The organism is Pseudomonas sp. M30-35 (genome assembly GCF_002163625.1).
GTDB lineage: Bacteria > Pseudomonadota > Gammaproteobacteria > Pseudomonadales > Pseudomonadaceae > Aquipseudomonas.
In genome coordinates, this window is the sequence record NZ_CP020892.1 from 2,193,949 (window position 1) to 2,206,025 (window position 12,077).

Genomic DNA, 12,077 nt, shown 5'->3' on the forward strand with positions numbered 1-12,077 from the left:
GTGACGTAACCGGCTTTTTTTGTTTAAAGCGCGGGTTACGGGATGACCAGAAATTAGCGGGCTTGGCATGCATGGGTATTTGGCATGTTGAGTGAGCTGAATATCAGGCATAACTGTCATGTATTTAGATTGTGTACAATTTAATTGCGAGCTATCTTTATTTCAAATCACTGCAATATGAGCAAATACCGTGACTGACACATTATTTGATATCCCCTGTACCACTATTACGGGTGAGCAAAAGACCCTTGCCGATTTTGCAGGCAAAGCTGTTTTGGTGGTCAATACCGCCAGTAAGTGCGGGTTCACCCCGCAATACAAAGGCCTTGAGACACTTTGGCAGAATTATAAAGACCAGGGTTTAGTTATCCTGGGGTTCCCGTGTAACCAGTTCGGTAAGCAAGAGCCGGGGGATGAGGGTGAAATTTCTCAGTTTTGCGAGCTTAATTTTGGTGTGAGTTTCCCGCTGTTTAAGAAAATTGATGTCAACGGCAGTGATGCCCATCCACTGTTTGTCTCGTTAAAGCAGCGTGCCCCGGGTTTGCTTGGCAGCAAAGGCATCAAATGGAATTTCACCAAATTCCTGCTCAGTGCAGACGGCACTCAGGTTAAGCGCTTTGCTCCAACGACCAAGCCTGCAGATCTGGCTAACGAGATTGAAGCACTGCTGAAATGAAGCCTGAGTTGTCGCTGCAACTTGATGACCAGCTCTGTTTTAAGCTGTATGCCGCGTCGCGTGCTGTTGTGCGTGCATACAAGCCGATGCTCGACCAACTGGGGCTGACGTATCCGCAGTATCTGGTGATGTTGGTGCTGTGGGAGTGGCATCAAGCCGCGCCCAAGCAGCCGACGGTTAAAGCGCTGGGGGCAAGATTGTTGCTCGATTCCGGCACCTTGACGCCACTGCTGAAGCGTCTGGAGCAGCAAGGTTTGTTGATTCGCCAGCGCTCAGCCACTGATGAGCGGGCGGTGAACCTGAAGCTAACCGCGCAAGGTGTGCAGTTACGTGAACGAGTCGTGCCGCTCAAAGCGCAACTGATCTGTGAGTCAGGGGCCGACTTGAATGAACTGGACGAGTTGCGCGCTCAGGTTGGCGGGCTGCTTGAGCGTATGATGCCTATGCTCGGTTATTGAGCCCGTTTTCGAGAACGGTGATCAGTTCTTCACGGGTAAATGGCTTGGCCAGATAATCGTCCATCCCTGCGGCTTTGCAATTCTGGCGCTCCTCGCTAAGGGCGTTGGCGGTGAGCGCGATAATCGGCAGGTTTAGGTATAGACCGCTCTGGCGAATGCGCCGGCTGGCCTCGTAACCATCCATAATCGGCATATTGCAGTCCATCAGCACGATATCGATGGCGTGCTCGTTGAGTTGCTTGAGCGCATGTTCGCCATCGTTCGCGATGATCACCTTATAGCCCAGCTTGATAAGCATGCCTTTGGCGACTAATTGATTAACTGGATTGTCTTCAACTAATAGCACGCAAGCTTTGTAGTCAGTTTCGGCAGACTGTTCTGGGCGGTTTATCAGTGCCCGGGGCTGTGTGTTGAAGTGGCGTTCCAGGGCATGCCGCAATACTTTTTGCGGCAGAGGGCGTGCCAGTTGCTCAAGTGGAGCCAGTGATTTTGCCTGCTCCGGCGCTAGAAAGCTGCCATAGGCAGTGACCAGTAAGATCGGCGCCTGACAGTTAAGTCGGGTGCTGTAAAGGCACTCCGGACAGTCGCTGATGACAATGTCCGCAGTCTGTCCGAGCAGGCTGGCATCGGTGTCCAGTCGTTGATATTCAAGTCCCCAATGCGGGAGCAGAACCTTGAGCATTTCGTTAAGGCCAGAGCTGACTGACGTCAGGCTGATGACTTTGCCGTTCAAGGGTTGATAAACAGTCGGTGGGGCGGAGGCTTTAAGAGGTAAGCGAGCTGTAAACTCTGAGCCAAAACCGAGTTTTGACTGCAGGTTAAGCTGCCCCTGCATTATTTCACACAGATGGCGGCTTAACGCCAAGCCTAGGCCGGTGCCGCCGTATTGACGGGTAATGCCTGCATCAGCCTGGGCAAATGGCTCGAAGATCAATTCATAGGCGTCTTCAGTGATGCCGATACCGGTATCACGCACGATAAATTCGATGTCTGCTCCCGCAGGCCTGACACGAACGTCAACGCGCCCGAAGCGAGTGAACTTCAGGGCGTTGGATATCAAGTTGCTGATCACTTGTCCCACCCGTGTTGGGTCGCCAAACACTTCGGCTGGCAGTTCAGGATCAATTAAGCACGTTAGCTCAACACCAGGGCTGGCGTTTTGCGAGAGTAGGCTGGCTTTGTCTTCGACCAGAGCCCTGAGGTCGAATGAGATGTGCTCGAGTTGTAGCTGGCCTGACTCAAACTTTGACAGATCGAGAATATCATTGAGTAGATCGACCAGCACTTTACCGGAGTGATGGGCAATGCTCAGTTGTTGCTGTTGCTCGCTGTTGGATGGGGTGTCGAGTGCCAGCGAGAGCATGCCAAGCAACCCATTCAAAGGTGTGCGTATTTCATGGCTCATGTTGGCTAGAAATGAGGCGCGGCTATGTGCAGTCTGCAAGGCTTGTTGCTGGGCATGTTCCAGCTCGTGATTGGACTTGAGCAGGCGTGCGTTGGTTGCTTTCAGTTCTGTGGTGCGCTGTGCAACGGCACTTTCCAGTTCAAGCAGGGACTGGTTGAGGCGTTGCTCTGCATTTTTACGTTGTTTGATTTCATCATCAATGCTGATTAGCTGTTGGTTTGCCACAGCGACTAATGTGCCAATTTCATCGTGCTCATGGCCGGGCGGGCAAGGTAGTGGGGCTGCATTGGGCCTGTTGACGTTACGTGAGCTAAGCGCTTTGACGACCTCGATCAGCGGCTTGGTCAGCATGAAATAAAACAATATCAGCAGGATCAGGGAAAGCAGTAAGGTGCGGGCAAAGCCGGTCATGATTGTCAGCATCGAGCGGCGCAGAAAGTTGCTGCCAAACGCATAGGTGTCGACTTCGATACGCAGTGAACCGAGTTTTTCTTCTGGGGCGCGATCAATCAGCAGCATTCGCTCAAATTGACGGCGTGCGCCGAATAAGTAATCGCTGATAAACCGGTATTGGCTGACGCTGGCTGGGCGTGAAGCGTGAGCCATGAGGCTGCTGTCGGTAGAGATGATGCTCGCATCGATCACTGCAGGTGAGCGTAATAAACCAGCGACGAGTTCTTGAGCCAGCTCAGCATCTATATTGTAGGCAATGCGCGATGCCGGGTTATAGCTGGTATCGAGTAATGCCTGAATCTCACGGTCGATGGAGGCGTCTTCACTGACGTAATCGATACCCACCTGAATAATGCTCAGTAATGTGCCAAGAATAAACGCAACCAACACAGTAAGGCTGGCCTGTTTATAAGAAAGGCGGTGGGTTAACGATATTTGCATAATTGCTGGGCGGCCTATTAGTTACAGCGGGCAAGCATAGCTGATGTTGCAGTGGGGCTGACAGCTTGAGTTTATCTGTTATTGGTCGTGTGCCGCAGTGGCTTACATCGCAGCTTTAAATTTTTGAAATGCCGCGTCAGGCGCGTAAACTTGCTAGCCCTGTCGTATCGCTGGGGGCTTTTGGAATAGGTCGTGAGTTGAGACGGCGCATAGCGTTAAAATGCTCTCGCTTTCAAAGTGTCCCTGGGTTGATTGCGAAACAAATACCCGTCTGCAGGCAGTAATGTTAGTTGCCAAGTCCAGGAGTGTGAGTTGTGGATTCGCGGATAATAGATTTTATACAGCGTGCTGAAGGTGTATTGGCGCGCTTGGAACCGCTGTTACCGGCAGAGCCGGTAGTGATTGACTGGCAGCACAGCTTGGCGGCACGTTGGCATCGAGAAGGGCGCGGTGGTTTTTTACAGCCACTCAATGTGAGCCTCGATCTGCAGCTAACTGATCTGATCGGCGTCGATACCCAGCGTGAGCAATTGTCGCGCAACACTGCGCAATTTGTTCGCGGGTTACCGGCCAATCACGCGTTGTTGTGGGGCGCCAGGGGGACAGGCAAGTCTTCTCTGATTCGCGCCTTGCTGGCTGCCCATGCAGACAATGGTTTGCGGTTGATTGAAATTGAGCGTGATCATCTGGCGGATCTGCCGCGTGTGGTCGAGTCATTGTCGGGGCTAACGCAGCGTTTCATTTTGTTTTGCGACGATTTGTCGTTTGAAGCGGGCGAGGGTGATTATCGCATTCTCAAAAGCGTGCTTGATGGCTCATTGGAGCGCGCGCCGGATAATGTTTTGCTCTACGCGACATCGAACCGTCGCCACTTGGTGCCGGAAAAAGAAAGCGATAACCAGAATTACAAAATGGTAGACGCAGAGCTGCATCCCAGCGAGGCAGTCGAAGACAAGATTGCCTTGTCAGACCGTTTTGGCCTATGGATATCCTTCTACCCATTCACCCAGAACCACTTTTTAAGTGTCGTGCGCCATTGGGTGACGGTACAGGCTGGCGCGGCAGGTTTGCAGTGGGTCTGGGATGAGTCGTTAGAAAAAGCAGCCATTCGTTGGGCAACAGGGCGCGGTAATCGTAATGGTCGCTGTGCTTATCAATTCGCCCGTTATTGGGTTGGGCTACAACTTTTAGAGAGTGCCGATGTTTGAGTTAGAGCGCGCCGGTGAAGGCGTTGAAGAGTACCCGATGCTGGTCGCGCAACTGGAGTCTTTGCTGGCAGATGAGCGAGACTTTATTGCTAATGCAGCACAGTTTTCAGCATTTCTGTTCCAGCAAATACCTGACTTGAACTGGGCGGGCTTTTATCTGGCGCGTGACAATGAGCTGGTGCTTGGTCCGTTTCAGGGAAAGGTTGCCTGTGTACGTATCCCGTTCGGGCGCGGTGTCTGCGGCGCAGCAGCACAAACCCAGCAAACTCAGCGAATCGAAGATGTTCATGCGTTTGCCGGGCATATAGCTTGCGACAGTGCGTCGAATAGCGAGCTGGTCGTACCGCTGCTGAAGTCCGGGCGCCTAATCGGCGTGCTTGACCTCGACAGTCCGAAAGTGGGTCGCTTCACCGCTGAAGATCAAGTCGGTGTCGAGCAAATGGTTGAGGTGTTTTTACGGCTGACAGATTGCTGATTAATCCGGCGTCAGCCAACTACCCATAAGCCCGCATTTACGCGGGCTTATGGGTAGTTACGAACTAAAACGCTCAGGCCCCTGGCTGGGCCATGAGCGTGGTGTTTCAGCCGCGCTTACGCTTAGGCAGTACATCTTTAAGCTTGGCATGCATGCTGCGCAGGGTATTTTCTGTACTTTCCCAGTCGATACAGGCATCGGTAACCGATACGCCGTATTTAAGCTGTGACAAGTCTTTAGGGATCGACTGGCTGCCCCAGCCCAAGTGGCTTTCGACCATCAAGCCAACAATTGATTGATTGCCTTCGACAATCTGGTTGGCAACGTTGTCCATTACCAGCGGCTGAAGGCCTGGGTCCTTGTTGGAGTTGGCGTGGCTGCAATCGACCATGATGTTAGGCTTGATTCCAGCCTTGCTTAGCTCTTGCTCGCATATCGCAACGCTTACCGAATCATAGTTCGGCTTGCCATTACCACCGCGCAACACTACGTGGCCGTATGCATTACCCTTGGTGGTGACGATCGATACGCCGCCTTCCTGGTTGATACCGAGAAAACGGTGGGGGCTTGAAACCGATTGCAGAGCGTTGATCGCAACGGTAAGGCCGCCATCTGTACCATTCTTGAAACCGACCGCTGAAGACAAGCCCGAGGCCATTTCGCGGTGGGTTTGTGATTCAGTGGTGCGCGCGCCAATCGCTGACCAGCTAATAAGGTCTTGCAGATACTGAGGCGAAATTGGGTCGAGGGCTTCGGTTGCTGTCGGTAGGCCCATCTCGGCTAAATCGCGCAGCAGGGTACGACCAATGTGCAGGCCATCCTGGATTTTGAATGAGTCATCCAAGTACGGGTCGTTAATCAAGCCTTTCCAGCCCACGGTGGTACGTGGTTTTTCGAAATAGACGCGCATGACCAGATACAGCGTGTCAGACACTTCTGCCGCCAGTACCTTGAGGCGCTCGGCATATTCATGTGCCGCTTTAATGTCATGGATCGAGCAAGGGCCGACGACGACAAACAAACGATGGTCCTTACCATCAAGAATGTTACGTACGACTTCGCGGCCAGAGGCGACAGTGTGCAGAGCCGAGTCGGTCAGCGGAATTTCACGCTTGAGTTGCTCGGGGGTAATGAGCGTTTCGTTGGACGCAACGTTCAGGTCATCAATCGGTAAATCAGCCATCGTGCTATTCATCAGTCAGATTCGTCAGGTCACGGGTGCCGGCCGCCAGCGTTCCCCGTGTGGCGGAGCACAGCAATAATGAGCACAGCGGGGAAACAGAACCTTATCGCGTAACAGGCGGGCTCGACAATGGTTGAAAGCAATTGTGCGGCAGATTAATCACGGTTCGGCACATTAATCTGCGATTAAGGGCTTTGCAGGGGCGAAACCAGTGTCCATCAGGTGTTAACTGAGACGGGGTTGCCCATTGCGCCATTAGTTGGATCGGCGCTGCGAATAATCCCAGTATGGCTCAGCGTTATGAAGTATTTAACTTGCCAGCATTGTTTGCAGTTAAAGGTGGCAGTTTTTATGATCAATTGAATTGTCCGTTACGAGCAGGTGATCTGCGTATTGCTTTGGATACAGCTTTTTCGTATCCATCAGAGGAGTTTCCTTGATGTCCACAACACAACGTCCACGCATCGGCATTATTGGTACCGGCGCCATTGGTGGTTTTTATGGCTTGATGCTCGCAAGAGCAGGTTTCGATGTGCACTTTCTGCTGCGCAGCGAGTACTCAGCAGTCGCCACTAATGGTCTTCAGCTCAATAGTGCTGTGCACGGGCCACTGGCCCTGCATCCCGTTCAAGCCTATAAAAATGCAGAGGATATGCCGCGTTGCGATTGGTTGCTGGTGGGCGCCAAAACCAGTAGCAATGCGTCTTTAGTTCCTGCGATTACCCGTGCGGCTGCCGACGGAGCCAAGGTATTGTTGTTGCAAAATGGTTTGGCGGTTGAAGATGAGTTGCGACCTTTGCTGCCAGCCAATCTGCATTTGCTCGGTGGTTTGTGTCTGATTTGTGTGCATCGTGCAGCCGCCGGGGTCATTGAGCATCAAGCACTGGGCACGGTAAACATTGGTTATCACTCAGGTCCAGCAACGGCAGAGGAACGTCAGCAGATTACGGCTGATGGGGCCGCGATGTTCAATGTTGCGGGCGTTGACGCCATGGCCGCAACTGAGTTGGCAGAGGCACGCTGGAAAAAACTGGTGTGGAATGTGCCGTATAACGGTTTGTCCGTGTTGCTCAATGCAGGCACCACTGCGTTGATGGGCGACCTGAACAGTCGTGCCTTGATCGCTTCGATCATGGGTGAGGTCGTTGCTGGCGCCGCTGCGTGCGGCTATCAAATTCCAGCTGATTTCGCCGCGAAAATGCTTAAGGCCACAGAGCGTATGCCTGATTACTTGCCTAGCATGTACCATGATCACAAACACCGCCGACCGCTAGAGCTACACGCGATTTATGCCGCGCCGCTCGCTGCGGCAACTGCGGCTGGATGCTCAATGCCACGTATTGAAGCGTTGTACCAAGCACTGCAATTTATAGATCAACGCAATACTCAAAATTGAGGTCACTATGAGCAAGGTTCTGGGCGACAAATTGGTCCTGGCGATTTCGTCTAGCGCCTTGTTCGATCTACGTGAAAGTCACAAAGTCTATGTCGGCGAAGGCGTTGCGGCTTATCGCCAGTATCAGATTGATCATGAGGATGAAATTCTCATGCCGGGTGATGCCTTTGCGTTGGTCGAAAAACTGCTCGCGCTCAATCAAACCTTGGGGCAACAGCGGGTAGAGGTGATTCTGGTGTCGCGCAACAGTGCCGATACCGGATTGCGCGCGTTCAACTCAATTCAACATTACGGGCTGGGCATATCACGAGCTGCGTTTGTCGGCGGTCGTAGCCCTGATCCCTATTTGGCGGCGTTTGGTTGCCATCTGTTTTTATCGACCCATGCAGATGATGTCCGTAGCGCGCTACGTGCAGGTTTTGGCGCTGCGACAATCCTCTCTGGTGGTAGCCGGCGAGAAGCGAGCAATGAACTCAGGATTGCCTTTGATGGCGATGCGGTTTTGTTCTCTGATGAGTCTGAGCGGGTTTATCAGTCAGGCGGGCTTGAGGCGTTTCAAAGTCATGAGAAGCTGTCCGCCCGGGAGTTACTCGGTGGTGGGCCGTTCAAACCGTTTCTTGCGGCCTTGCACAAGTTGCAGCAAGAGTTTGCCGAAGAGTCTTGCCCTATACGCACGGCGCTGGTTACTGCACGTTCTGCGCCTGCTCACGAGCGCGTTATCCGCACCTTGCGCGAATGGAATATCCGCTTGGATGAGTCGTTTTTTCTCGGTGGCCTGGATAAATCATCGATTCTCGACACATTTGGTGCCGATGTGTTTTTTGACGACCAGGCCAGCCACTGCGAAAAGGCCCGTGAAGTTGTCGCCACCGGTCACGTGCCGCACGGCGTGAGTAACGAATTGCAGGAGTAATTCGTAAGCCTTGAGGTCGTGCTTTTATGACCTGCCCTGAACTGTGAGGCCCTTGGCACATGAGCTTACAGGCTTCCACTGATCTTATTTAAGCGCGCTTTTAAATTGACATGCTGGCGTCACTGCTAAGCTCAAGTATGACCCGTCATGCGGGTACAAGGAGCCAGCATGATCCGAACTATTCTCTATGCCACCGACCTTGGGCTCTACGCGCCGTATGTATTGCAGCATGCGTTAGCCATGACCCGAGCATTCAATGCCAGCTTGTATGTGATCCATGCTGTGGAGCCCATGGGGTTATTTGCAGAATCAGTACTTAAAACCTATCTCGATGAGGAGCATTTGAAAACGCTTCGCCATAACGGCCTGGAAACAGTGATGGCAGGAATTGAGGCGCGAGTCTTGGAAGGTTTCAAAGATGAAATAGCCGATTCTCTGGACGACCTTGCGCTGATCCGAGCTGTACGCGTGGTGCAGGGCGATCCGCCGCAGGTGATATTGACTGAAGCGCAGAAACTAGAAGTGGATTTGTTAGTCATAGGCAGTCACAGCCACGGAACAGAACTGGAGATTCCAATGGGCCGAACGGCTACACGATTACTGCAGTTAGCCGAGGTGCCAGTGTACATGGTGCCTATGTTGCAACATCGCAGCCGCGGTGATGTGGGGATTATTTTCTGAGCAAGGTTATGGGGCTGTGGGTGAACGTAGCCACGGTTGCTGCGGTTGCTAGATAACGATTAAAAACTGCAATTTTTAAAAAATCGTCTAAATTGAACGATTGAACCGTTCTTATGGTTATATAAAGCAGCCGAAATTAGCACGGCGCTTATCTGCTTTGAGGGATTGTTATGAAGCTCCAGCAATTGCGCTACATCTGGGAAGTTGCGCACCACGATCTCAACGTGTCTGCTACTGCACAGAGTTTGTACACCTCACAACCGGGTATCAGTAAGCAGATTCGTCTACTGGAGGATGAGCTGGGAGTTGAAGTCTTCGCACGCAGCGGTAAGCACCTGACTCGGGTAACGCCAGCAGGTGAGCGAATTATTACCACCGCAGGCGAAATTCTGCGCAAGGTCGAAAGCATCAAGCAGATCGCCCAGGAATTCTCCAATGAAAAGAAGGGCACGCTATCAATTGCCACCACCCATACTCAGGCACGCTATGCATTGCCCAAGGTGATCAGTGGTTTTATCAAGCAATACCCTGATGTATCTCTGCACATGCACCAGGGAACGCCGTTGCAGATCGCCGAAATGGCCGCTGATGGAACGGTTGATTTCGCCATTGCAACAGAAGGACTTGAGCTGTTCAACGACCTGGTAATGATGCCGTGCTATCGCTGGAATCGCTGCGTGATTGTGCCGCAAGGGCATCCACTCACGAAGCTGCCGAAACTAACGTTGGAAGCCTTGGCTGAGCATTCCATTGTGACCTATGTGTTTGGTTTTACCGGGCGCTCCAAGCTTGATGAGGCCTTCAGTCATCGTGGCCTGACGCCCAAGGTGGTGTTTACCGCAGCAGATGCTGACGTGATCAAAACCTACGTGCGTCTTGGTCTGGGGGTTGGGATCGTCGCAGAAATGGCGGTTGATGCGGTGCTTGATCCTGATTTGGTTGTGCTTGATGCCAGTGGGTTATTTGAGCCGAGCGTGACCAAAATTGGTTTCCGTCGAGGCACCTTCCTGCGCGGGTTCATGTGCGACTTTATCGAGAAGTTTGCCCCTCACCTGACTCGCGAAGTATTAGCCAAGGCGGTGCAGTGCCATAACAAGTCTGAGCTTGAAGAATTGTTTGAAGGCGTTGAGCTGCCGACCTATTGATTCATCAGCGACAAAAAAACCGGCAATTGCCGGTTTTTTCGTTTGAGGCTCACTTGAGCGGACTGATCAAATTTTGCTGATGATGTTGCCAGCGTGCAATCCACATTCTTTTTGCGTTGCCTCTTCCCACCACCAGCGACCTTCGCGCTCGTGTTGGTTGGGTAGGACAGGGCGGGTGCATGGCTCACAGCCGATGCTGATGAAACCGCGTTCGTGCAGCGTGTTGTATGGCAGCTCCAGTGCGCGAATGTAGTTCCACACATCCTCGCTGGACATTTGCGCCAATGGATTGAACTTGTACAGCGGGCTATCCGGCAAAGAGAAGGCACTATCAACTTCAAGCACTGCAACTTCACTGCGTGTGCTCGGGCTTTGATCACGTCGCTGTCCGGTCGCCCAGGCTTTTACGGTCGACAGCTTGCGTCGTAAAGGCGCTGTTTTACGGATGCCACAGCACTCGGAATGACCGTCTTTGTAGAAACTGAACAGGCCTTTTTCTTTGACCATGGGCTCTAGCGCGGCAGGGTCGGGCGATAGAATGTCGATGCTGATGCCGTAATGCTCACGAACCTGGTCTATGAAACGGTAGGTCTCGGGATGTAGGCGACCTGTATCGAGGCTAAAGACCTTGACACCTTTATTGATCTTCCAAGCCATATCCAGCAGCACTACATCTTCAGCACCACTGAAAGAAATCCACAGCTCGTCGCCAAAATGCTCGAAGGCGAGCTTGAGGATTTCTTGCGGTGATTTTGTGGCGTAAGTTGCCGCCGTTTCAGCTATATCAAATGGGTGACTCATCAGGGGCTGTTCCTAATTCTCATGGCGCTTGGCGCTTTGTGCCATCGATATTAACAAATCGTGGATATGCGTCTAAATAACCAACTGCCATTGTGACTGATAGTTTTGTATATATAGAGGTACGTTGCGCAGTGTTTAGGTAGCCGTTAGAGTGCCGTCTTCATATAAAAATACAGCTAGGAGTGTCCTGTGGAAATCGCTTGTCTCGACCTTGAAGGCGTACTGGTACCTGAGATATGGATCGCTTTTGCGGAGAAAACCGGTATCGAGTCGCTTAAGGCGACAACCCGCGATATTCCTGACTACGACGTGCTGATGCAGCAACGTTTGCGCATTCTGGACGAGCATGGTTTGAAGCTATCCGACATTCAGGAAGTGATTGCTACGTTGAAGCCGCTTGATGGCGCAGTTGAATTTGTCGACTGGTTGCGTGAGCGTTTTCAGGTCGTCATTCTGTCAGACACTTTCTATGAGTTCTCGCAGCCGTTGATGCGTCAATTGGGCTTTCCTACTTTGCTTTGCCATAAGCTGGTCACTGATGAAAATGATCGTGTTGTCAGCTACCAGTTGCGTCAAAAAGACCCCAAGCGCCAGTCGGTTATTGCCCTGAAAAGCCTTTACTATCGGATTATCGCAGCGGGTGATTCGTACAATGACACAACCATGCTCAGCGAAGCGCATGCCGGTATTTTGTTCCATGCTCCGGACAATGTGATCCGCGAGTTTCCGCAATTTCCAGCCGTGCACACGTTTGAAGAATTGAAACGCGAATTCCTCAAAGCATCAAATCGACAACTGAGCTTATAGGCCCTGGTTGTGATAACAACAAACTCGCTCAAGGC

At 52.1% G+C, this 12,077-nt stretch carries 12 protein-coding genes; 9 read left to right on the plus strand and 3 right to left on the minus strand.

Annotated elements, in window-relative coordinates; genetic code table 11:
* The first annotated feature begins 190 nt into the window (after window positions 1-190).
* Both B9K09_RS10230 and B9K09_RS10235 read left to right on the plus strand, forming a co-directional pair.
* The gene (locus tag B9K09_RS10230; protein WP_087516706.1) at window positions 191-676 is read left to right on the plus strand and encodes a glutathione peroxidase; all 486 of its coding nucleotides are present in this window, start codon (window positions 191-193) and stop codon (window positions 674-676) included.
* On the plus strand, window positions 673-1,134 hold the full coding sequence (locus B9K09_RS10235; RefSeq protein WP_087516707.1) for a MarR family winged helix-turn-helix transcriptional regulator: 462 nt from the start codon (window positions 673-675) through the stop codon (window positions 1,132-1,134). The genes B9K09_RS10230 and B9K09_RS10235 overlap by 4 nt, the downstream gene beginning before the upstream one ends.
* Here the strand turns inward: B9K09_RS10235 and B9K09_RS10240 are convergent.
* On the minus strand, window positions 1,118-3,433 hold the full coding sequence (locus B9K09_RS10240; protein WP_087516708.1) for a response regulator: 2,316 nt from the start codon (window positions 3,431-3,433) through the stop codon (window positions 1,118-1,120). The genes B9K09_RS10235 and B9K09_RS10240 overlap by 17 nt on opposite strands.
* A 314-nt stretch (window positions 3,434-3,747) precedes the next feature.
* Between B9K09_RS10240 and B9K09_RS10245 the strand changes: the two genes are divergently transcribed.
* Together B9K09_RS10245 and B9K09_RS10250 are read left to right on the plus strand one after the other, a co-directional pair.
* The gene (locus B9K09_RS10245) at window positions 3,748-4,641 is read left to right on the plus strand and encodes an ATP-binding protein (protein ID WP_087516709.1); all 894 of its coding nucleotides are present in this window, start codon (window positions 3,748-3,750) and stop codon (window positions 4,639-4,641) included.
* Complete coding sequence (locus B9K09_RS10250; protein ID WP_087516710.1) at window positions 4,634-5,116, plus strand: GAF domain-containing protein; 483 nt, start codon at window positions 4,634-4,636, stop codon at window positions 5,114-5,116. Before B9K09_RS10245 ends, B9K09_RS10250 begins: the two co-directional genes overlap by 8 nt.
* 106 nt (window positions 5,117-5,222) lie before the next feature.
* Here the strand turns inward: B9K09_RS10250 and B9K09_RS10255 are convergent, their stop codons facing one another.
* The gene (locus B9K09_RS10255; protein ID WP_177408719.1) at window positions 5,223-6,299 is read right to left on the minus strand and encodes a 3-deoxy-7-phosphoheptulonate synthase; all 1,077 of its coding nucleotides are present in this window, start codon (window positions 6,297-6,299) and stop codon (window positions 5,223-5,225) included.
* A gap of 439 nt (window positions 6,300-6,738) precedes the next feature.
* On the opposite strand from B9K09_RS10255, the gene B9K09_RS10260 reads away from it, so the two are divergent.
* From B9K09_RS10260 to cysB, 4 genes are all read left to right on the plus strand, one after another.
* Entirely contained in the window at window positions 6,739-7,695 is a 957-nt protein-coding gene (locus B9K09_RS10260; protein ID WP_087516712.1) for a putative 2-dehydropantoate 2-reductase, read from the plus strand.
* 7 nt (window positions 7,696-7,702) lie between these two features.
* Window positions 7,703-8,608 carry a 5'-nucleotidase gene (locus B9K09_RS10265; RefSeq protein WP_087516713.1) on the plus strand — a complete coding sequence of 302 codons (906 nt, stop codon included), beginning with the start codon at window positions 7,703-7,705 and terminating at the stop codon, window positions 8,606-8,608.
* A gap of 168 nt (window positions 8,609-8,776) precedes the next feature.
* Window positions 8,777-9,289, plus strand: a complete 513-nt coding sequence (locus tag B9K09_RS10270; protein WP_087516714.1) for a universal stress protein — start codon at window positions 8,777-8,779, stop codon at window positions 9,287-9,289.
* A gap of 170 nt (window positions 9,290-9,459) precedes the next feature.
* Entirely contained in the window at window positions 9,460-10,434 is a 975-nt protein-coding gene (gene cysB, locus B9K09_RS10275) for an HTH-type transcriptional regulator CysB (protein WP_087516715.1), read from the plus strand.
* Window positions 10,435-10,500: 66 nt separating this feature from the next.
* Here cysB and B9K09_RS10280 read toward each other — a convergent pair whose 3' ends face one another.
* A complete protein-coding gene (locus tag B9K09_RS10280) occupies window positions 10,501-11,235 on the minus strand; it encodes a phosphoadenylyl-sulfate reductase (RefSeq protein WP_087516716.1) in 735 nt (244 codons plus the stop codon).
* A 189-nt stretch (window positions 11,236-11,424) separates the two neighbouring features.
* Between B9K09_RS10280 and thrH the strand changes: the two genes are divergently transcribed.
* Window positions 11,425-12,042, plus strand: coding sequence for a bifunctional phosphoserine phosphatase/homoserine phosphotransferase ThrH (gene thrH, locus B9K09_RS10285; protein WP_087516717.1), 618 nt, complete (start codon window positions 11,425-11,427; stop codon window positions 12,040-12,042).
* The last annotated feature ends 35 nt before the right edge of the window (window positions 12,043-12,077 follow it).

Coding starts and splice junctions, on each gene's coding strand:
- B9K09_RS10235 (WP_087516707.1), top strand. CDS start 673: ATGAAGCCTGAGTTGTCGCTGCAACTTGATGACCAGCTCTGTTTTAAG.
- B9K09_RS10240 (WP_087516708.1), bottom strand. CDS start 3,433: ATGCAAATATCGTTAACCCACCGCCTTTCTTATAAACAGGCCAGCCTT.
- B9K09_RS10250 (WP_087516710.1), top strand. CDS start 4,634: ATGTTTGAGTTAGAGCGCGCCGGTGAAGGCGTTGAAGAGTACCCGATG.
- B9K09_RS10255 (WP_177408719.1), bottom strand. CDS start 6,299: ATGGCTGATTTACCGATTGATGACCTGAACGTTGCGTCCAACGAAACG.
- B9K09_RS10260 (WP_087516712.1), top strand. CDS start 6,739: ATGTCCACAACACAACGTCCACGCATCGGCATTATTGGTACCGGCGCC.
- B9K09_RS10265 (WP_087516713.1), top strand. CDS start 7,703: ATGAGCAAGGTTCTGGGCGACAAATTGGTCCTGGCGATTTCGTCTAGC.
- B9K09_RS10270 (WP_087516714.1), top strand. CDS start 8,777: ATGATCCGAACTATTCTCTATGCCACCGACCTTGGGCTCTACGCGCCG.
- cysB (WP_087516715.1), top strand. CDS start 9,460: ATGAAGCTCCAGCAATTGCGCTACATCTGGGAAGTTGCGCACCACGAT.
- B9K09_RS10280 (WP_087516716.1), bottom strand. CDS start 11,235: ATGAGTCACCCATTTGATATAGCTGAAACGGCGGCAACTTACGCCACA.